At 65.4% G+C, this 19,383-nt stretch carries 17 protein-coding genes; 8 read left to right on the forward strand and 9 right to left on the reverse strand.

From position 1 onward, the window contains the following. Positions 1-33 precede the first annotated feature (33 nt). On the forward strand, positions 34-396 hold the full coding sequence (locus KQ910_RS18000; RefSeq protein ID WP_216963285.1) for a hypothetical protein: 363 nt from the start codon (positions 34-36) through the stop codon (positions 394-396). Here KQ910_RS18000 and KQ910_RS18005 read toward each other — a convergent pair. Genes KQ910_RS18005 through KQ910_RS18015 form a run of 3 tightly spaced genes read right to left on the reverse strand, consistent with a single transcriptional unit; the run spans position 393 to position 3,493 of the window. Continuing rightward, a complete protein-coding gene (locus KQ910_RS18005; RefSeq protein WP_216963288.1) occupies positions 393-836 on the reverse strand; it encodes a hypothetical protein in 444 nt (147 codons plus the stop codon). The genes KQ910_RS18000 and KQ910_RS18005 overlap by 4 nt on opposite strands. Positions 837-846: 10 nt before the next feature. After that, complete coding sequence (locus KQ910_RS18010) at positions 847-2,451, reverse strand: GMC family oxidoreductase (protein WP_216963291.1); 1,605 nt, start codon at positions 2,449-2,451, stop codon at positions 847-849. 13 nt (positions 2,452-2,464) lie between these two features. Further along, the gene (locus KQ910_RS18015) at positions 2,465-3,493 is read right to left on the reverse strand and encodes an SGNH/GDSL hydrolase family protein (protein WP_216963294.1); all 1,029 of its coding nucleotides are present in this window, start codon (positions 3,491-3,493) and stop codon (positions 2,465-2,467) included. A gap of 49 nt (positions 3,494-3,542) precedes the next feature. Here KQ910_RS18015 and KQ910_RS18020 point away from each other — a divergent pair, with 49 nt between their 5' ends. Both KQ910_RS18020 and KQ910_RS18025 read left to right on the forward strand, forming a co-directional pair. Further along, complete coding sequence (locus tag KQ910_RS18020) at positions 3,543-5,042, forward strand: flavin-containing monooxygenase (RefSeq protein WP_216963297.1); 1,500 nt, start codon at positions 3,543-3,545, stop codon at positions 5,040-5,042. A 128-nt stretch (positions 5,043-5,170) separates the two neighbouring features. Then, a complete protein-coding gene (locus KQ910_RS18025; RefSeq protein ID WP_216963300.1) occupies positions 5,171-6,427 on the forward strand; it encodes an MFS transporter in 1,257 nt (418 codons plus the stop codon). Positions 6,428-6,435: 8 nt separating this feature from the next. Here the strand turns inward: KQ910_RS18025 and KQ910_RS18030 are convergent, their stop codons facing one another. The 5 genes from KQ910_RS18030 to KQ910_RS18050 all read right to left on the reverse strand — a co-directional run bounded on the left by KQ910_RS18030 (position 6,436) and on the right by KQ910_RS18050 (position 12,041). After that, positions 6,436-7,221: a transglutaminase-like domain-containing protein gene (locus tag KQ910_RS18030; protein ID WP_216963301.1), complete on the reverse strand. Its 786-nt coding sequence runs from the start codon at positions 7,219-7,221 to the stop codon at positions 6,436-6,438. A 184-nt stretch (positions 7,222-7,405) separates the two neighbouring features. Then, positions 7,406-8,383: a Bug family tripartite tricarboxylate transporter substrate binding protein gene (locus tag KQ910_RS18035; protein ID WP_216963305.1), complete on the reverse strand. Its 978-nt coding sequence runs from the start codon at positions 8,381-8,383 to the stop codon at positions 7,406-7,408. Then, positions 8,380-9,351, reverse strand: a complete 972-nt coding sequence (locus KQ910_RS18040) for an NAD(P)-dependent oxidoreductase (RefSeq protein ID WP_216963307.1) — start codon at positions 9,349-9,351, stop codon at positions 8,380-8,382. The genes KQ910_RS18035 and KQ910_RS18040 overlap by 4 nt, the downstream gene beginning before the upstream one ends. 11 nt (positions 9,352-9,362) lie before the next feature. Next, positions 9,363-10,328 (reverse strand): peptidyl-alpha-hydroxyglycine alpha-amidating lyase family protein, encoded by a 966-nt coding sequence (locus KQ910_RS18045; RefSeq protein ID WP_216963308.1) that lies wholly within the window; start codon positions 10,326-10,328, stop codon positions 9,363-9,365. Between the two features lie 9 nt (positions 10,329-10,337). Next, positions 10,338-12,041: a GMC family oxidoreductase gene (locus KQ910_RS18050; protein ID WP_216963311.1), complete on the reverse strand. Its 1,704-nt coding sequence runs from the start codon at positions 12,039-12,041 to the stop codon at positions 10,338-10,340. A 119-nt stretch (positions 12,042-12,160) separates the two neighbouring features. Here KQ910_RS18050 and KQ910_RS18055 point away from each other — a divergent pair, with 119 nt between their 5' ends. The 5 genes from KQ910_RS18055 to KQ910_RS18075 all read left to right on the forward strand — a co-directional run bounded on the left by KQ910_RS18055 (position 12,161) and on the right by KQ910_RS18075 (position 18,345). Continuing rightward, entirely contained in the window at positions 12,161-12,571 is a 411-nt protein-coding gene (locus tag KQ910_RS18055) for a nuclear transport factor 2 family protein (RefSeq protein WP_216963314.1), read from the forward strand. Beyond that, positions 12,571-14,289 carry an N-acyl-D-amino-acid deacylase family protein gene (locus KQ910_RS18060; protein ID WP_216963316.1) on the forward strand — a complete coding sequence of 573 codons (1,719 nt, stop codon included), beginning with the start codon at positions 12,571-12,573 and terminating at the stop codon, positions 14,287-14,289. Before KQ910_RS18055 ends, KQ910_RS18060 begins: the two co-directional genes overlap by 1 nt. A 111-nt stretch (positions 14,290-14,400) precedes the next feature. Next, positions 14,401-15,117 (forward strand): class I SAM-dependent methyltransferase, encoded by a 717-nt coding sequence (locus KQ910_RS18065; protein ID WP_216963319.1) that lies wholly within the window; start codon positions 14,401-14,403, stop codon positions 15,115-15,117. Positions 15,118-15,127: 10 nt separating this feature from the next. Further along, positions 15,128-16,186 (forward strand): glycosyltransferase, encoded by a 1,059-nt coding sequence (locus tag KQ910_RS18070; RefSeq protein ID WP_216963322.1) that lies wholly within the window; start codon positions 15,128-15,130, stop codon positions 16,184-16,186. Continuing rightward, complete coding sequence (locus KQ910_RS18075; protein WP_216963325.1) at positions 16,183-18,345, forward strand: hypothetical protein; 2,163 nt, start codon at positions 16,183-16,185, stop codon at positions 18,343-18,345. The genes KQ910_RS18070 and KQ910_RS18075 overlap by 4 nt, the downstream gene beginning before the upstream one ends. Here KQ910_RS18075 and KQ910_RS18080 read toward each other — a convergent pair. Next, positions 18,342-19,373 carry a uroporphyrinogen decarboxylase family protein gene (locus tag KQ910_RS18080; RefSeq protein ID WP_216963328.1) on the reverse strand — a complete coding sequence of 344 codons (1,032 nt, stop codon included), beginning with the start codon at positions 19,371-19,373 and terminating at the stop codon, positions 18,342-18,344. The genes KQ910_RS18075 and KQ910_RS18080 overlap by 4 nt on opposite strands. Between the last annotated feature and the right edge of the window lie 10 nt (positions 19,374-19,383).

Genomic DNA, 19,383 nt, shown 5'->3' on the forward strand with positions numbered 1-19,383 from the left:
TTGCGTCGAGTTGATGAGAGAGTGGAAGACCGGATGACGGCGACCAGGAAGACCCTGCAAGCGGCCCTCGTGGCGTTCCCGCTGCTGCTGGGCGGCTGTGAGGCTGCAAGCTCGTTGCGTGGCGCCGGCCTGGACGATCCCAAGCTGATGAAGAGCATCAACGACGCCTACGAGGCGCGAGACAACTGCCTCGCCGCCAACGTTCACCTGGCTGATGCCAACAGCGCCAGCGCACAGTCGCTCGCCGCGACGGCGGCGGCATCCTGCCAGACCCAGACGGATGTCCTGATCTCCCTCAGCAATCCCTCCGGCGATCCGCGGGTCGCGGCGGCGATTCAGAAGGATTCGAGCTTCCGCGCCATGCGCTTCGTGCTGAAGGCCCGCGGGCAGGGCTAGACGCGGCGCCACATCGGCGCGCGCTGCCTCACCGGATCGAGCAGGGACCAGTCGCCCTGTTCCACGACATGGCCCTTGGGAAACGGCGCGCGCGGCTCCTGACCGAGCGATCGCATGACCCGATCGTCCCGGTAGTAGCAGAGCAGCACTACCCGATTGAGGGCGAAGAGGGGTGCGCCGCCCTCCTGCTTGAAATGGGCGGCGACCTCGGCACGGCGCTCCAGCGAGAGTGCGGCGAAGGAACCGCCCGAGAGCCCGGCCAGTTGCTTCAGCGCCGTCCGCGCATCGGCCATGTCGCGCTCCAGGTTCTTCACGATCTCGGCGAAGATCAGCTCGTCGTCCGCCCCCGGCACGCCGTAGGTGCCGCTGGCGGGGATCATGAGGCCGGCGAGCGCGCGCAGGTCGCGTAGTTCGGCGTCGTTCAGGGTTTCCTGGGTCATGTCGTGGGCCTCAGTCGAAGAGCGTGGCGTTGGCGAGACGTTGCTTGATGCTGTCGGCGATGTAGAGCGCCAGCGCCTGGATGGTGGAGGTGGGGTTCACGCCGCCCGAGGTGACCCAGATGCTGCCGTCGACGATGAACAGGTTCTTGACGTCGTGGCTGCGGCCCCATTCGTTGACCACGGAGCGCTCCGGGTCGGTGCCCATGCGGGCCGTCCCCATCAGGTGCCAGCCGCCGTTCATGATCGGCGCCTCGACGCCGAAGCCCGTGGCGCCGGCTTCCGTCAGGATCTCCTTCGAGCGGGCGATGCCGTGTTCCATCATCTTCCGCGTGTTCTCGCCGATCGTGTAGTCGATCTTCGGCGCGGGGATGCCGTTCGAGTCCTTGAGGACGGGATCGAGCGTGACCCGGTTGTGCTCCTCGGGCAGGTCCTCGGTGATGGTCGACATCGCAAGCCGCCGGTTCAGCAGCGAGCGATAGACCTTGTGGTGATCCTCACCCCACGGCAGGCGCCCAGCGGCGGTGCTGGTGATCGCCTCGACGATCGAGCCGGTGCCGCGATGGAGTTGCAAGGTATAGCCGCGCACGAAGCCGCGGCTGCGGTCGGTCTCGTAGAACTCCTGGCTCCACAGGTTGAGCGGCGGCCCGTGATTGCCATCGAGCGGCTCGTCGACATAGCCGTAGGTCAGGGCGAAGGGGTGGAACATCAGGTTCTTGCCCACCAGCCCGCTCGAATTGGCGATGCCGTTGGGGAATTTGCCGGACACCGAATTGAGAAGCAGGCGCGGCGTACCGACGCCGTTGCAGGCCACGATGACCATCTCGGCCGGCTGGAAATGCTCCTGCCCGTCGGCATCGTAGTAGATGGCGCCGGTCGCCATCCCGGTCTCGTCGGTGGTGATCTCGCGAACGCGGGCGCGGGTCCTGAGCTCGACGCCGGCGCGGATCGCCGCCGGCCAGTAGGTGATGTCGGTGCTGGCCTTGGCGCCCTGGGCGCAGCCCGGCGTGCAGTGGCCGAGATTGATGCAGGGCGCGCGGCCGTCATACTCGACCGTGGCGATGGCCGAATCGGAAGGCCACCAGTGCCATCCGAGGCTGTTCAGCGCCTTGCCGAAGCGCTGGCCCGACTTGCCGAGCGGCAGCGGCGGCATCGGCGGGTGATGCAGAGGGTAGGCCGGATCGCCGGCCAGCCCCGCAACACCCATCATGCGGTCATTCTCGGCGAAATAGGGTTCCAGCGTCTGGTAGTCGACCGGCCAGTCCTCGGCCACGCCATCCAGCGTCTTCACCCTGAAGTCGGACGGATGCAGGCGCGGATAGTGCGCCGTGTACATGATGGTGCTGCCGCCGACGCCGTTGAAGTTCACGACCTTCACCGGCGAGTTGGCGTCGTTGATCGGGTAGTCGGTTTCGCGTGCCCGGCGGTTCGGGTTAATGGCGAAGTCGCTGAACAGGCGCGCTTCCCAGTTCCGGCCATTGGTGGGGTAGTCCGTGGGCTTCACCCAGTCGCCCTGCTCGAGGCAGAGGATCCGCATCTTCGTATCGGCGAGGCTCCAGGCCACGGCAGCGCCCGAGGCGCCGGAACCGATGATGAGGACGTCGACCTTGTCGTGCATGAGGGTACTTCCGTTAGCGGGCGAGATGCTGGCTTATAGCCTCGGCTGCCAGCGCATGGCCGGCGGGATTCCAATGTCCGTCATTGGCGAAGTGGTAGGCAAGCGGCGTTCCTTTTGCCTCCAGCAACGGCCGCAGGTCCAGCACGTCGATGCCGCGCTGCCGGAGCGCGCCCGCGAATGCCTGGTGTACGCGATCCTCGACCGCGCGGGACGGTCCGACCCAGAGGGCGCGCGACGGAATGAGGACGACGAGCGCCCGATACTGGCGGGCGATGTCGAGCAGCCGGTCGGCTGAGGCGGCGACGACCGCCGGGTCGTCGTCGTTGCGGCCGATCCCTTCGAGGTTCGGTGTGATCAGCCCGGCCTCCACGGCGAGCGTCCGCAGCCACGGTGTCTGGTGAACGACCGTCAGGGCGAAGAGATAGAAAGCCGAGTGGGTGGACAGCCAGTGGCGGATCGAGACGGCGTCGGACGGGTATGCCTCGTCATCGGACCGGGTCGCGTACCGGTGAAGATCGTTTTCCATGCAGACCGCGATCACCACGCGGTCCGCCCTGGCGCCCAGCGAGCGGGCGTAGGCGAGCAACTCGGCGTAGCCCTCGATATCGGTGGGGGTCGACAGGTTGAAGGTGCGGCGACCGGTCAGGATCTGGAGACGATCGGAGAACCGGTCCCTGGCCTCCACGCCCCAGCCCCAGGTGAATGAATCGCCCACCACCAGAATCTCACCTGCGGTTGCCGCGGAGACGTCGTTATCATCGCGCAGGCCGTGCATATTGATCCGGACAGGGACGTCGTAGTCACCGGTGTTCTTGGCTTGGCGGGCGACGGTGCCGGGTTTGCCGAGCATCAGGGAGCCGACCGGATAGGCAAATTCGAACTGGCCGGAGGGATCGAAGGCGGGCAGGAACAGGCGGGTGAGGCCCTCGCACAGGCCGAGCCCCACGATCACGGCCACGATCAGCAGCACGGCCACGCGGGCGGCGCGGCCTTTCGGACCTGTTTCGGATCGTGGCATCTGGGGACTGGTCTGGACGCTCATGTTCAAGCAAGACTGCGATTGATATTACCAGTCAGGAAAGAGCCTTCCCATGCCGGATACCACCCTTGCGAGGCACGCGGCCGCCAAGACCGAGCATTTCGACGTTCTTATCGTCGGCGCCGGCATTTCCGGCATCGGTGGCGCCTATCACCTCACCACGCAGATGCCGGACCGCAGCTTCGTCATCCTGGAGACGCAGGAGAGCTTCGGCGGTACCTGGCTGACCCACAAGTATCCGGGCATCCGCTCCGACAGCGACCTCCACACGTTCGGCTATCGCTTCAAGCCGTGGAAGGGCAAGCCGATCGCCACGGCGCACGAGATCAAGACCTACATGGGCGAGGTCATCGAGGAAAACGACATCGCGCGGCACATCCGCTATCGCCACCGCATCGAGTCCGCTTCCTGGTCGAGCCAGGACAATCTCTGGACGATCGACGCGGTCCGGACCGACACGGGCGAGGCGCTCCGCTTTACCTGCAATTTCCTGTGGATGTGCCAGGGCTACTACCGCCACTCCGTCGGCTACACGCCGGAATGGAAGGACATGGAGAGCTTCAAGGGCCGGATCGTCCATCCGCAGACCTGGCCGGAGGACCTCGACTATACCGGCAAGAAGATCGTCGTGATCGGCTCGGGTGCGACGGCGGCGACCGTCATTCCGGCGATGGCCGACAAGGCCGGCCATGTCACGATGTTGCAGCGGACGCCGACCTATTTCATCCCGGGCCGCAACGCCATCGAGTTGGCCGAGACGCTGCGGCAGCTCGAGGTCGACGAGGAATGGATCCACGAGATCGTGCGCCGCAAGATCCTGCACGACCAGTCGGTCTTCACCCGCCGCGCCTTCGAGGAATCCGACAAGGTGCGAGCTGAGCTGCTGGCGGGGGTCCGCGCCCATGTCGGTCCCGACTTTCCGCTGGAGCCTCACTTCACGCCGAGCTACCGGCCGTGGCAGCAGCGCATCGCCTTCGTCCCCGACGGCGACCTCTTCAAGGCGATCCGTGGCGGCAAGGCCTCAGTCGAGACCGACGAGATCGACCGGTTCGTGCCGGAGGGAATCCTCCTCAAGTCCGGCAAGACGCTGGAAGCAGACATCATCGTGACGGCGACCGGCTTCGACCTCTCCGTGATGGGCGACATCGCCTTCGCGGTCGACGGCAAGCCGGTCGACTTCGCCGACACCGTGACCTATCGCGGCATGATGTTCACCGGCGTACCCAACATGATCTGGGTGTTCGGCTACTTCCGTGCGAGCTGGACACTGCGCGCCGACCTGGTGGGCGACTTCGTCTGTCGCCTGCTGGACCACATGGACAAGCACCAGGCCCGCAAGGTCGAGGTTGCCCTGCGGCCGGAGGACAAGGGCATGGAGCTGCTGCCCTGGATCGATCCGGAGAACTTCAATCCGGGTTACCTGATGCGCGGCATGCACCTGCTGCCCAAGCGTGGTGACAAGCCGGAGTGGCAGCACACCCAGGATTACTGGAACGAGAAGAACGTCTTCCCGGCCATCGACCTGGAGGATCGCGCGTTCGTCTACGGTTGATCATCGGCCGATCATTTTGAGACAAAGCGAAGAATCCTTCGCTACGCTCAGGATGACACCAGCGTTCAGCATTCGTGTCATCCCGAGCGTAGCGAGGGATCCTTCTTCATAGGCTCGGGGGAGTGGGTATGGAGCGGGGCAACACGCGCCGGGTCATTGCGGCCGGAGCCATCGGCAACGTGCTGGAATGGTACGATTTCGCGGTTTACGGCTACTTCGCCGCCGCGATCGGTCGCGCCTTCTTCCCAAGCGAAGATCCCGTGGCCCAGGTGCTGGCGGCCTTCGGAATCTTTGCCGTGGGCTTCCTGATGCGCCCCGTGGGCGGCGCGGTGATTGGCGCGATCGGCGACCGGCTTGGACGGCGCGCGGCTCTCACCTTCTCCGTCGCGGCCATGGCCATTCCGACTTTCCTGGTTGGCATCCTGCCGGACTACCACACGCTGGGAATCGCCGCGCCGATCCTGCTCACGCTCCTGCGCATGGTGCAGGGGCTCTCGGTCGGTGGCGAATACACGACCTCCATCATCTTCATCATCGAACAGTCGCCGCCCAACCGGCGCGCCCTGGTGGGGGCGCTGGGGTGCTGCGGTGCCATCGGCGGCATCCTGCTCGGGTCGGCGACCGGCGCACTGCTGGCGTCGGTGATGTCGGAGCAGGCTCTGGAGAGCTGGGGCTGGCGTCTGCCGTTCCTCTTGGGGCTTCTGGTCGGCATTGCAGGCATCGTGCTGCGTCGACACGTCCACGAGGCACCGCGCAGTGCGCCCAAGGCCCGCTCGCCGCTGCTCGACACGGTGCGCAACCACGGCCCGCTGCTCGGCAAGATCGCGGCGCTCTCGGTGTTCAACTCGGTCGGCTTCTACCTGATGTTCGTCTACATCGTGAGCTGGCTGCAGACGGCGGACGGTGTCGAGCCGGCGACGGCGCTGGGCATCAATTCCGTCAGCATGATCGTGATGCTGCCGGTCATGGTCCTGATGGGCTGGCTCTCGGACCGCTACGGGCGGCGGCCGGTGATGCTGAGCGCGGCGGCGCTGGGCTTCGTCGGCGCGCTGCCGTTCTTCTGGCTGATGCACCAGGGCCATCCGTCCCTGATCCTGCTGGGGCAACTCGGCTTCGTCCTGTCTGTTGGCGGCTTCATCGGCGCCCAGCCGGCGCTGATGGTCGAGGCGGTGCCGGCCGAGATCCGCTGCACGGCGATTGCGCTGGGCTACAACGTGACCCTGGGCGTCCTGGGTGGCTTTAGTCCGCTGGTCGCCACTTGGCTCGTTCACCGGACGGAGAACGATTTCAGCCCGGCCTTCATGATCATGGCGGCCGCCGCGGTCTCCTTCGCGGCGATCCTTCGGTTCGAGGAGACCTACAGAGTGGAGCTCCGGGCTGCGTAGGGACGAAGCTAACGAAGGACCATCCTGGTATCACCACGCAGGGGGGAGAAGCTTCGGAGCAAACCGGCAACGGTAAACTCCGGCCGGCTGAAGGTCGATCGAACCGGACCGAGTTCGTCCGGCTTGTCGAGCACCGCTGACAACGCGTCGAGCACGGGTAATTCCCCCGTCGGCAACGTCTCGATCGGCGTTCTGTCGGCGAGGCCCCAATAGTCCCAGGGGAGCAGCTCTACCTTGTTGAGCGCAGCGAGATCCCGCATGAGGCTGCCGCGAATGAACCAGAGTCCCTGGATCCCGATGCTGGGAACACCGAATCGGTCGGGCGAGACCTTGCCTTCGCGGGCCAGTCGCCAACCGTCGGCCGCGACCACGAACTCCTCGCGCGTCAGATCGAGGGCATTGGCCGTTACGCCAAGGCTCGACTTCACGACCGGATCGACGTTGGGGTCGACGAGTACCCAGCGATTCTCCGCCTCATTCCAGTATTCGCAGACGCAGTGGTCGCTGAACGAGTCGGGATTCTTCGAGAAATACGTCGCAAAGCCGAAGCGCAATCGCGCCGGGACGCCCAGATGTCGAAGCAGCGAGCAGAGAAGCAGCGCATAGTCGCGGCAACTGCCGACGAAGCGAACGCCCGGTTCGCGTGGCTTGCGGAGAGGGCGAGGATCCTTCTCGATCAGCCTTCGATAAATGTCGGACGCGTAGCGGGTATCGACCTCGCCAAGACGCGCCTGTGCATCGAGATCCAGGCCGTAGAGCCCGACGAAATCCTTGTCGACGACGAGCCCCTGCACGATCGCGACAAGCGTCTCGATATCGGATGGAAGATCGGCATCGAGGGTCGTGCGCTGGCCGGGATCGGTCGTTGCACTCTGGACGCCATAGAAGGCAAGTCCGTCAGGTTGCATGGAAAAAGAGTAGCACGACGAGCACCGACGGCGCGCGGTGCCCGCTCGACACTTGTCGTGTCTCTTCGTCCTATTGCAGCTTGATGCCGGCCTCGACGATCAGCTTGCCCAGCAGCTCGCGCTGGCCGGCAATCCAGGTCTTGAACTCGGCCGGCGTGTTGGCGACCAGGTCGGCGCCCGTCGGATCGAGCCGTTCCTTCACCTTGGGGTCCTTGATGGCCTCGGCCACCACGGCCTGCATGCGGTCGATCAGGGCGGGCGGCGTGCCGGTGACGGCGAACAGGCCGTTCCAGTCGTTCAGGTCGAAGCCCGGATAGCCGCTTTCGGCGATCGTCGGCACGTCGGGAAAGGCCGAGGACCGCTTGAGACTGGTGACGGCCAGTACGCGCGCGCGACCGGCTGCCACGGGCGGACGGATCGAGTTGGTGGTGATGATCACCGAATCGACGGCGCCCGCGCCGATGTCGCGCGCGGCGTCGGCACCGCCGCGATAGGGGACGTGGATCAGCTTGATGCCGGCGCGGCGCTGCAGTTCCTCGCCGGCCATGTGGGCCATGCCGGCGGCCGGCGGCGTGCCGTAGCTGATCGTTCCGGGCTTGGCCTTGGCTGCCGCGATGTATTCCTGGAAGGTTTTTGCCGGGAAGTCCTGCTTCACGGCGACGACCTGCGGAAAGCTCGCGAGCTGGGTGACGGGTACCCAGGTCTGCGCGTAGTCGAAGGGCAGGTCCTTCATCAGCAGGGTGTTCGTGATCTGGTTGGCCGCGTCGACCAGGAAGGTCTGGCCGTCGCGCGGGGCCTGCAGCACCGCATTGGCCGCCACGACGGCATTGCCGCCGGTACGGTTGTCGATGATCACCTGCTGGCCAATGATCTCGGCCACGCGCACGCCGATGTTGCGGGCCACAGTGTCGGCGGCGCCGCCGGCAGCGAAGGCCACGACCCAGCGCACGGGTCCCTTCGGCCAATCGCCCTGGGCAAAACCCTCGCGGGCGATGAAGGGCGCGGCCAGGGCCGCCCCCAGTATGGTCCTGCGGGCAATCCGGCTCATTTCTTCGACTCCAGCAGTTCAGGCACGACCCAGAGGGCGGGTTCGCCTCGGGCGACGCGCTGGACGTTGTCGAAGCCGTTGCGCAGGCGGGTGATGTTGCTCTCGAACGTCGGACCGGCGAGGTGCGCGGTCAGGATGACATTGTCGAGCTTCAGCAGGGGATTGTCCGGCGGGGTCGGCTCCTCGTCGAACACGTCGAGGCCGGCGCCGAACAGGTTGCCGGCGGAGAGCGCGGCGGTCATGGCCTTTTCGTCGATCACGGGGCCGCGCGAGGTGTTCACGATGATCGCCGACTTCTTCATGGCGGCGAGTTCGTCCTTGCCGATCATGTGCCGGGTCGAGCTGTTCAGCGGCACGTGCAGCGAGACGATGTCCGAGTGCTTCAGGATCTCGGGCAGCAGACGGAAGCGGACGCCGAGCGCGTCTTCCTCTTCCTCCTTGAGGCGGGCGATGTCGTAGTAGTGCACGGTCATGCCGAAGGCGAGCGCCAGCTTGGCGACCTTCTTGCCGATCGTGCCGAGACCGATGATGCCCAGCACGCGGTTGCGCACCTCGTGGACTGTCGGCGGCGAATTGCCGTGCCAGCGGCCGGCGATGACGTTGTTGTGCTGGGTGATCAGCCGGCGCGAGACCGACAGCATCAGCAGCATCGCATGCTCCGACACGGCGACCGAGTTGGCGCCGCCATTGGCGCACAGCGGCACGCCGCTCTTGCGGGCCGCCTCGAGGTCGGCGCGGTCGTAGCCCGCGCTCAGCATCTGGATGAGCTTGAGGTTCGGCGCATCCTTGAAGAGCTGTGGGGTCACGTATTGCTGGATGAAGCCCACGAAATAGTGGGTACCGGGCAGGGCGGCCTTCTGCTCCGGCGAATTGTGCAGCGCCTTGACGATCTCGTAGCCCTTGGGGGCCAGGTCGTCGACCATCGACAGCGTGTCCTTGGGTCCGACGACGAGTACGCGTTCAACCATAACCATTCTCCTCAGACGACTTTCTCGAGTTTCTGCAACGAACGCAGGTATTTCGGCACCGGTGTGCCGGGGAAGGTGCTCGGCCAGTTGGTGTAGCTCACCTCGCCGACATAGATGTCGCCGCGCGAGTCGACCGCGAGGCCATGCGGCGACAGGAAACGGCCGGTCTCGTGACCGGGGCCGTCCTGTCCGCCGAGGCGGGCCAGGGTCTTGCCCTTGCTGTCGACGATGGAGAGGCGCGGGCCGAGATTCGTGTGGTGCGTATTCACAGGCATGCCGGGCCCCAGCTCGCCGATGATGATGGTCGGGTTCTTCGCCCCGCCGCAGCAATAGAGCGCGCAAGGCCGATGCATGTTGTTCCACTGGGCTTCGTACTTGCCGTTGCCGTCGAACACCTGCACGCGATGGTTCTCGCGATCTGCGACATAGACCCAGCCGTCGGCGTCGGTAGCGATGTTGTGCGCGATGTTGAACTCGCCGGGATCGGTGCCGGTCGTGCCCCAGCACATCAGGTGCTTGCCGTCGGGCGAGTATTTGTGGACGCGGGAATTGCCATAGCCATCGGAGACGTAGATTTCGCCCTTGGGCGACAGCGCGGTGTGCGTGCAGCGGTTGAACGGCTTGCCGCTCAGGAAGGGCGCGGGCTGGTTGGGCACACCGATCGTCATCAGCACCTTGCCTTCGGTGCTGATCTTGCGGACCGTATGGTCGCCGTCGTCGGTGCAAAAGAGATTGTCGTCGCTGTCGATATGGATGCCGTGGGCGCGGCTGAACAGGCCTTCGCCCCACGAGCGCAGGAAATTGCCGTCCTTGTCGAACACCATCATCGGATGTTCGCTGCGGTTGAAGACATAGACGCGATCCTTGCTGTCGCAGGCCACGGCCGCGACGTCACGGAACTCCCATCCGTCTGGCAGCTTCGCCCAGTTCTCGACGACCCGATAGCGATGCTCACCCGTACCCAGCACGACCGACATGACTGCTCCTCAGTGACCGGCGAGCATGGCGTCCGAGATCTTCTCGGCCGACATCAGCGTCGGGAAATTGGTGTTGGCACACGGTACGACGGGGAAGATCGAGGCGTCGACGACGCGCAGGCCCTGCACGCCACGCACCCGGCCCTGCGTATCGACCACCGCCATCGGATCGTCGTCACGGCCCATGCGGCAGGTACAGGAGGCATGCCAGACGCCGATCGCGGCCTTGCGCACGAAGGCCTCGAGCGCGTCGTCGTCGTTCAGAACCTGGTCGAAGGTGAAGCCCTCGACCACGTAATTCTCGATCATGTAGCGGCGCAGCGCCGCCGGGCCGTCGAGCATCGTGGCGATCAGCCGGGTCAGCCACTTGTTCTTGGTATTGACCACGCCGATCTGGCGCACCCTGTCGCTGTAGGAGGCTGGGAAGGGCACTTCGGTCACCGCCCGCAGCGCGTCGGTCATCTGAACGGCAGCCATCAGCTTGAAGCCGCTCATCAGCCGGTCGAGATCGCGCTTGTCGGACAGGAGGTTGAACTCGACGACCGGCTCGCTCCGCCAGTCGCGCGAGGCGAGCTTGACCTGGCCGGTCTCGGAATAGGTCTTGTTGATGAAGGTGAGCAGTGAGGCGAGCTGCTCGCCCATTGCATGCCAGGCCGACTTGCTGACCACGGCCACGAACATGTCGCCCTTGGGAATGCCCGGCAGGTTCGAGGAGTAGCGCAGGCCGACATGGATATGGCGCCGCGTGTGCTCGCGCAGCCGCGCGCCGCGCTTGATGAAGGAGGAGAGCGCGATCGACGGATGGTCCATCAGGCGCTGGCCGACGCCGGGCAGGGCGGAGACCACGGGAATGCCGAGTTCGGCGAGCTGGCCCACCGGACCGATGCCCGCCCGCATCAGGTGCGCCGGCGAATGGATGGCGCCGCTGGACAGGATGATCTCGCGGCCGCGGAATTCCTGCTCCTTGCCGTCGACGCGGGCCATCACACCGACGCAGCGCGTGCCCTCGAACAGCAGCGAGGTGACCTGCGTGTCGGTCGAGATGGTGAGGTTCGCGCGCTTGCGCGTCTCGCTATCGAGATAGCCCATGGCCGCCGACACTCGGCGTTCCTCGGCATTGGAGTGGGTGACGGGAAAGTAGCCGTCGACGAACTCGCCGTTCTGGTCGGGCAGGTACTTGAAGCCCTTGGCCTCGAAGGCCTTGCCGACCGCCTGGGCGTGGCCGGCCCACTTTTCACGGGGGATGCGGCGCACGGGGATGCGGCCGTCCTTGCCGTGCAGCGGCCCGTCGAAGTCGAGGTCGCGCTCGACCTTCTTGAAATAGGGCAGTACGTCGTTCCAGCCCCAGCCGGTGGCGCCGCGGCTTTCCCACTCGGCGTAGTCGGTCGGCGCGCCCCGGTTGGCCATCTGGCCGTTGATCGAGGAACCGCCGCCCAGCACGCGCGCCTGTTCGTACTTGCGCAGTGGTGGCCGGGCCTCGTGCGGATTGTTGTGGCTGATGACCTGGGTATGAACCTTCAGTTCGGTCCAATGGAAACGCGGATCGAAGTAGGCTGTGCCGGAGTAGCTGTCGGCGATCTCCTTCGGCTCCTGGCCGGGCGGCGTGTCCTGGCCGGCCTCGCACAGCAGTACCTTGTTGGCGCTGCGGGCGGACAGGCGATTGGCCATGACCGAGCCCGCCGACCCGCCGCCGACGATGATGTAGTCGTACACTTGGCGTTTCCCCGTTTGTTGCGGCCACGCTAGCACGGTTGGAGCCGTTTGTGGTTGTCCGCTTGCCGGGTTGTGCGAAGCCTGCAATCGTCGGGAAAAGCCAGCGAGGGAGGTTTCGTATGCCGGACGTTGCAGCCGCAAACGACGATGTCGCCACGCCCGAACTGATGAAGGCCGTCTCAGCCGCCTTCAACAGCCGCGACGTCGATCGCATCGTTTCCCACTTCACCGACGACGCCACCTTCTGGCTGGCGCGTGGGCCCGAACCGGTCGGCCGCACGCTCAGGGGCAAGGAGACGATCCGCAAGACGCTCGCCGAGCGCTTCAAGGTGATCCCCGACATGCGTTGGGACCACAAGGAGTACATCTTCGCCGGCAACCGGGCGATCTCGGTCTGGACCGTCATCGGCAAGGGCGCCGACGGCGAGGAGCTGAACTACCAGGGCTGCGACATCTATACGTTCCGCGGCGGCAAGATCTCCGCCAAGGACACCTACTGGAAGATCGTCGAGAACAAGGATCGCCTGTGATGGCACACGATATCGTCATCCGTGGCGGCACCGTCGTCGACGGCTCGGGCAGCAAGCGTTTCTCGGCCGATGTCGGCATCAAGGACGGCGTGATTGCCGAGGTCGGCCGGATCACCGCGCCGGCTGCGCGCACGATCGATGCCGACGGGCTGATCGTCTCGCCGGGCTTCATCGACGGCCACACCCACATGGACGCGCAGGTCGCCTGGGATCCGCTGGGAAGCTGCTCGTGCTGGCACGGCGTCACCTCGGTTGTGATGAGCAATTGCGGCTTCGCCCTGGCGCCCTGCAAGCCCGAGGACCGCGATCTCTATGCGCGCTGCCTCTCGGCGGTCGAGGACATCCCGACCGAAGCAATGGCGGCCGGCATCGACTGGACGTGGGAGACCTTCCCGGAATATCTCGCGACCGTGGAGCGCCTGCCCAAGGCGATCAACTACGGCATGTATATCGGCCACTCGGCGCTGCGCATGTATGCGATGGGCAGGCGGGCTTTCACCGAGAAGGCGACCGAGGACGAGATGGTCCGAATGGCCGATCTCGTGAAGGAAGCGCTTCGTGCAGGGGCCATGGGCTTCTCGAGTTCGCGCGCGTCGACCCATGTGACGCCGGACAATACGCCCGTCGCCAGCCGCATCGCCGAATGGGAGGAGATCGATCGCATCGTGGCGGCGATGGCCGAGCTCGACGCCGGCATCTTCCAGGTCGGGCCCGACATCGCGAGCGGCGCGGCGCATCGTGCGTTCCTCGCGCGGCTGCGTGAGGTGGCGCTGGCCTACAAGCGTCCGATCATGTTCGGTGTGCTGGCCACCAAGCAGGGGGACGATCCGACGGGCTGGGCCTATCAGACGCGCTACATCGACGAGACCGTGGCGGCCGGCGGCCGCATGTTCGGCCAGGGCACGACACGCTCGATCAACGCGATCTTCTCGTTGAAATCCTATCTGCCGTTCGACGTATTGCCGGCATGGCGCAAGGTCCGCGACTTGCCGCTCGACGAGCAGAAGCGGCGCCTGGCCGATCCGGAGGTACGCCGCGAGCTGGTGGCCGCCGAAGAGCGTATGAAGCCGCGCGACAACGTCTTCCAGGGCGGCGGGGCGGCAACGACCGATCCCCGCAAGCCGGACTATTCCAATCTGTACGTCCTGAACGGCGTCGACTGGGATGATCCTACGGTCGAGCAGCTTTCGAAGGCGCGAGGCAAGCATCCGGTCGAGGTGATGATCGACCTCTCGTTGGCCAACGAGAACCAGGTTTATGTCCAGCCGCTGGTAAACGAGACGCCGGACGACGTCCTGGGCATCCTGAAGCATCCGCGAACTCTGGCGACCTTCTCGGACTCCGGCGCCCACGTGGCCCAGGAGATGGGCTCGTCACTGCAGACGCATCTTCTGAGTTACTGGGTGCGTAAACGAGGCGCCTTCACTCTGGAAGAAGCGGTCAAGAAGATCACGCACGACAATGCCGTTGCCTGGGATATGACCGATCGCGGTATGGTTCGGGAAGGATTCAGGGCCGATCTGAACCTGTTCGAGGAGGATCGGATCCGCCCGAGCCTGCCGACGGTCGAGCGCGACCTGCCCGGCGGGGCGAGGCGCCTCGTGCAGAAGGCCGAGGGCATCAGGGCCACCCTGGTCAACGGCGCCATGGCCTTCGAGAACGGCGAGGCGACGGGCGCTTATGCCGGCACCGTACTCAAGGGAAAAATCGGACGCTGACGGGTACTTGCGGCTTCGACGGTTGCGGTCCAAGACACACGCCTCAACCTGTCGAGAAGACGGCTTTGCAGCATGCATGAAGAAAAGGTCGGGGGCGGCCGGAAAACAGCGATGCAAGATGCCGTCTACGACTATGAAAACCGGATCCCGGCCGGCTTCTACGACAAGATCTACCAACGCAGAACCGGCGTTCGCTTCTGCTGGCACGACCTGAAATTCCGGACGGTCGTTGCCCATCTGGCAGCCCCGCGCCGGCTGCTCGACATCGGCTGCGGCCCCGGCACGTTCATCGGCAATTACCTGCCTGGCATGGAGGCGCTCGGCGTCGATCTCAGCGCCTCCCAGGTCGACTATGCGACCCGAACCTACGGAAGTGCGGCCCATCGCTTCTCGACCCGCTCGCTGGCCGATCTCGCGGAGGCGGGCGAGCGGTTCGATGCGGTCACCGTGATCGAGCTGATCGAGCATCTCGTGCCCGAGGATGCCATTCGGCTGCTGGCCGAGGCGCGCTCGCTGTTGACCACTGACGGCGTTCTGGTCGTGACGACCCCGAACTATCGGTCGCTCTGGCCGATCATCGAGCTCGGCGTGAACGCCCTGTCGCCGGTGAGCTACATCGAGCAGCACATCAACAAGTACCGGCGCGACCTGCTCGCGGCGCATCTCTCTGCTGCCGGTTATCGCGACGTGACGGTCGGTTCGGCGGTGGGCCTGGCGCCCTTCACCGCCGTGTTCGGCCTGGGTACTGCCAATACGATGCACGCGATCGAGAGGGGGATGAAGTATCTCGGCGCAGGCAATCTGCTTGTGGCCACGGCCCGCCCGTGACGATGGGCCGATGACCAGCCTCTCCATCGTCGTGCCGACCTTCAACGAGGCGGCCAATATCGGCCTCGTGATCGAAGGTCTTGCGGCGACGCTCGGCGACCGGTCGTGGGAGGTGATCGTCGTCGACGACAATTCGTCCGACGGTACCGGCGACATCGTGCGGCAGTTCGCAGAGGACAGACCGAATGTCCGCTGCCTGCAGCGCATCCAGGATCGGGGCAGCGCGTCGGCGGTTCACTGGGGCGTCCAGGCCGCACACGGTGAGACCGTCGTGGTGATGGGCGGCGACCTGCGGCACGACCCGGCACTGATCCCGTCGATGCTCGATGCCCTGAAAGAGGGCAGTGACATCGCATCGGGCGCGCGGCCGATGCCGGCGAACCTCGCGAACAGGCTGATAAACCTCTATCTCGGGCGCGACCTCGCCGATCCGCTGACCGGCTTCTTCGCGACGTCACGGGCGTTCTTCCTGCGCTCGATCCCGCGCATGCAGGGCGATGCGTTCCGTGTCTTCTTCGATCTCGTGCATCTCAACCGCAAGGCCAGCCTGCGCGAACTGCCGTCGAACGTCCGCGCGCCGATCGGCGGGCGGCCCTTGCGGCAAACCCATATCCTGTGGGCACTGCTCTGTGACGTGATCTCCAAACTGTCGGCAGGCCTGGTGCCGCCGCGGCTGGTGAGCTTCGTTGGCGTCGGCGTGATCGGCTCGAGCGTCCACTTCTCGATGCTCTACGCCTGCCTCGCCGCCGGAGCGGTCTTCTGGGTATCGCAGGCGCTGGCCACGATCACCGCGATGATCTTCAACTTCACGATCAACAATATCCTGACCTATCCGACGACGCGGCTGAGAAGCGGCAACTATTACAAGGGGCTATTGCTCTACAGCGTCATCGCCTCGTTCGGCATCGTGGCCAATGTCAGCACCGCGCAGCTCACCTACGTCCATTTCAAGGGACATACGTTCATCGCGGCCTGCACCGGCATCTTCATCGACGTCATCTGGCGCTTCGTGGTCTCGAACCGGCTGATCTGGGGCAGGTCCTCGGTCTTCCGGAAGGCGGCGGCGTGATCGCGCGCGAAGGCCTGATCTGCCTCGCCGCGGCGATCCTGATGATCGTCGAGGTCGCCATCCTCGATTCGCGTGGTTTGTTCCTGCTGACGGGATTTGCGACTGGTCTCGTGGCGCTCGGACTAGTTCATCTGAGTACGCGGCAGCGCGGGGCAGGGGCGGGTCCCTTGCTCTACGCCGTGGGCGTCGTCGGCGCGATCGGCGGCTTCTGCTATCTCGCGCTCGCACCGTCCGGCGCCATCGCGCCGGGCGACGAGGTGATCGACTGGGGTCGCATGGACAAGCGCGCCCTCGTGTTCGGCTATCTCGGCGGCGGCGCCTTCATCGCCTTCCATTGGCTCTGGGTGGCCGGCGTGGAGGGGGCACCCGCCGTGGTCCGTCCGGACGTGGGCGATGGGCGAAGCAGATGGCCGCTGCAACTCCTCGGCGCCCTTGCCATTGCGGTCATCGCCTATTGCTGGCTCGGCCTGCCGGCATTGCGCGGTGTCGGCGTCATCAACGACACGGCGTTGGCGCCCTTCTACGACATCCACTCCCATGTCCATCTGAGTTCGCTGCAGCAGATCAAGCTTGGCGCGGTGCCGTATCTCGAGGCGCAGACACAGTATGGGCCGGGCAACCAGGTGCTGCTGAGCGGTCTGATCGACCTGGTTCATTTCAGCAATCACGGCTTCTTTGCCGCCAACGTCCTGCTGAACGTCGTTTGCATCGTCGTTTTCTTTGTGGTCGTGCAACAGTTCCTGGGCTTCGGCTGGGCCGTCGCCGGCTTGATCGGATGGACGCTGTGGCCCAGCCCGGCCGAACGCATCGATTTCGCGGGCTGGGCGGTGCTGACGCGCTGGCTGATGATTCCCGTCCTGTCGCTTGGGCTCGCCTGGCTGCTGCTCGGCGCCGGCTCGGCGCGTCGAGGCTGGCTGGCGCCGGTACTGGCGGGTGCCGGCTGGGGCATCGGCGGCTTCCTCAGCCAGGAGAACCTGACGGCGGGCTTCCTGGTGTTCGCCTTCTCGCTCGCTTTGTTCGGTCCGGCATCCGGCATGGGGCTGAGGGCGATCGCACGGTTCGCGGCGCTCTTTGCCGTGACCGGGATCGTTCTCTTCGTCGGGCTGGTCTCGGCCTTCGTCGGGCCGTCGCACTTCTTCGAGGTCATGGCGCTGGCCAACGCAAAATCGAGCCTGGTGACCGCCGGCGTCTCCAACTCGATCTGGTCGGACAATCTCGGCATCGAGATCACGCTGAAGGTCGTCCACGGACGGTTCCAGTCCGCTCTGTCGGTGTCGGGTGACGAATTCAGGCCGCTATTGCTGACCTATGGACTGGTCGTTCTGCTGCTGGTCACGCTCGGCCTGCTGGCGGCCTTCCTGGGCCGCAAGTGGGGATCCTCCGATGAGAATACTCGGATCTTCGTGCGGAAGTTCGCCGGCGTGCTGGTGGGCGCTTTCATCCTGCATCTGTTCGCCCTGATGCGGGCGGACGTTTCCCACCTTGCGGGACCGTCCTTCCTCTTGCCGCTGCTCCTGTTGATGATGCCGGTATTCATCTGGCGCTGCGTGGGCCCGGGAGCCGGACGGACCGCATTGATGGCCGTGTCGCTGGCGCTGATCGTCGAGGCGGCAATCGACGAGCGGAACGATTTCGCGGGCAGGGTGGCAGGGCTAGGTGGCACGTGGCGCGACACGGTCGCGACGGTGGAGCTCTATCGCGAACTGCGAAGCAACCGGGGACAGGTTGCCGACCTGGCGTCGCTTTACTCACCGATCCCGCGCTACCAGACGGCCTTCCGGAACCATCCGGACTTTGCCGAGGCCGAGGAGTTCTTCCGTCTGCTGCGCGAACGGCTGCGGGGTCGTCCCGTCGAACTGGGGTCGTACAAGTTCGACGATCTCATCGCGCATCCGGATTCGTCCTACTTCTTCGGTGGCCTAAGGTCGCTCTCCGGCATCACGTCGCCCAAGAACAGCCTCTGGCTCCGATCGGAGCAGGAGGCGTGGATCCGCAAGGTCGCGAGCGTCAGGAGCGGCTGCCTGTTCTTCGACGCGAACTCCAACAAGGCGCTCGTCGACGCCTGGATGAAATCGGTGACGCCACCCGCGAAGATGGCCATTGAGCCGATCAAGGGCAAACGTGACTACGGCACACTGGCCTGCAAGGTCGCCTCCTAACCGAGTTCCTTGCGGACGATCGCCGCGCCTTCGCTGAGCGCCTTCAGTTTCCCGAATGCCGTGGCCCGCGGCAGGTATTTCATGCCGCAGTCGGGCGCCGGCAGGAGCTTGTCGGGGCCGATATGCTTCAGCCCGGCGCGGATGCGCTCGGCGACCTTTTCCGGCGTTTCGATTGCGGGATCGCTGAGGTCGATCACGCCCAGCATCACTTTCTTGGGCGCCAGGTCCTTGAGCACGCCGAGGTCGATCTTCGGCTGTGCGGACTCGATGGAGATCTGCTGCGCGATCGTGTCGGAAAGCTGCGGCAGGAAGGAATAGCCGGTGGGCTTCAGGCCGGTCACGACCGCCGCATAGCCGAAGCAGAGATGCACGACGGTCGGCACCGTCAGACCCTGCAGGGCGCGGTTGATCGCCTTCACGGCATAGCGCTGCGCTTCGTCAGGATTGTTACGCAACCACGGCTCGTCGAGCTGGATCACGTCCGCGCCCGCCTTGACGAGTTCGTGTGCCTCCTCGTTCACGGCCTGCGCGTAATCCATGCACATGGCCTCGGCATCCTTGTAGAACTCGTCCTTCACCTGCTGCCCCATGGTGAAGGGGCCGGGCAGGGTGATCTTGGCCAGCTTTCCGGTGTTGGCGCGCAGGAACTGCATGTCGCGCAGCTCGACGGGCCGCGTGCGCCGGATTTTGCCGACGACCCGAGGGACCGGCGTGCGATTGCCGGTACGGTTCACGATCTCCGCCGGATTCTCGTCGTCGATGCCCTCCAGCGCCGTGGCGAAGCGGTTGGAATAGCTTTCCCGCCGCATCTCGCCGTCGGTGACGATGTCGATGCCGGCCCGCTCCATGTCGCGGATGGCGAGGAGCGTGGCGTCATCCTGGGCCTGCTCGAGCCAGGGCTCGGGAACACGCCACAGTTCTTTCAGGCGGGTGCGTGGGACGACCTTGCTCAGCATCTCGCGGTTCACCAGCCAGTCCGGTTGCGGGTAGGAGCCGACGACGGTGGTCTGCAGGAGCGTTTCGCCCATGGTGAATTTC

Source organism: Reyranella humidisoli, assembly GCF_019039055.1.
In the GTDB taxonomy this organism is placed as follows: Bacteria; Pseudomonadota; Alphaproteobacteria; order Reyranellales; family Reyranellaceae; genus Reyranella; species Reyranella humidisoli.

Excerpts from the sequence above, each read along its gene's own strand:
- KQ910_RS18000 (WP_216963285.1), top strand. The coding sequence starts at position 34 with ATGACGGCGACCAGGAAGACCCTGCAAGCGGCCCTCGTGGCGTTCCCG.
- KQ910_RS18005 (WP_216963288.1), bottom strand. The coding sequence starts at position 836 with ATGACCCAGGAAACCCTGAACGACGCCGAACTACGCGACCTGCGCGCG.
- KQ910_RS18010 (WP_216963291.1), bottom strand. The coding sequence starts at position 2,451 with ATGCACGACAAGGTCGACGTCCTCATCATCGGTTCCGGCGCCTCGGGC.
- KQ910_RS18015 (WP_216963294.1), bottom strand. The coding sequence starts at position 3,493 with ATGAGCGTCCAGACCAGTCCCCAGATGCCACGATCCGAAACAGGTCCG.
- KQ910_RS18020 (WP_216963297.1), top strand. The coding sequence starts at position 3,543 with ATGCCGGATACCACCCTTGCGAGGCACGCGGCCGCCAAGACCGAGCAT.
- KQ910_RS18025 (WP_216963300.1), top strand. The coding sequence starts at position 5,171 with ATGGAGCGGGGCAACACGCGCCGGGTCATTGCGGCCGGAGCCATCGGC.
- KQ910_RS18035 (WP_216963305.1), bottom strand. The coding sequence starts at position 8,383 with ATGAGCCGGATTGCCCGCAGGACCATACTGGGGGCGGCCCTGGCCGCG.
- KQ910_RS18040 (WP_216963307.1), bottom strand. The coding sequence starts at position 9,351 with ATGGTTGAACGCGTACTCGTCGTCGGACCCAAGGACACGCTGTCGATG.
- KQ910_RS18045 (WP_216963308.1), bottom strand. The coding sequence starts at position 10,328 with ATGTCGGTCGTGCTGGGTACGGGTGAGCATCGCTATCGGGTCGTCGAG.
- KQ910_RS18055 (WP_216963314.1), top strand. The coding sequence starts at position 12,161 with ATGCCGGACGTTGCAGCCGCAAACGACGATGTCGCCACGCCCGAACTG.
- KQ910_RS18060 (WP_216963316.1), top strand. The coding sequence starts at position 12,571 with ATGGCACACGATATCGTCATCCGTGGCGGCACCGTCGTCGACGGCTCG.
- KQ910_RS18065 (WP_216963319.1), top strand. The coding sequence starts at position 14,401 with ATGCAAGATGCCGTCTACGACTATGAAAACCGGATCCCGGCCGGCTTC.
- KQ910_RS18070 (WP_216963322.1), top strand. The coding sequence starts at position 15,128 with ATGACCAGCCTCTCCATCGTCGTGCCGACCTTCAACGAGGCGGCCAAT.
- KQ910_RS18080 (WP_216963328.1), bottom strand. The coding sequence starts at position 19,373 with ATGGGCGAAACGCTCCTGCAGACCACCGTCGTCGGCTCCTACCCGCAA.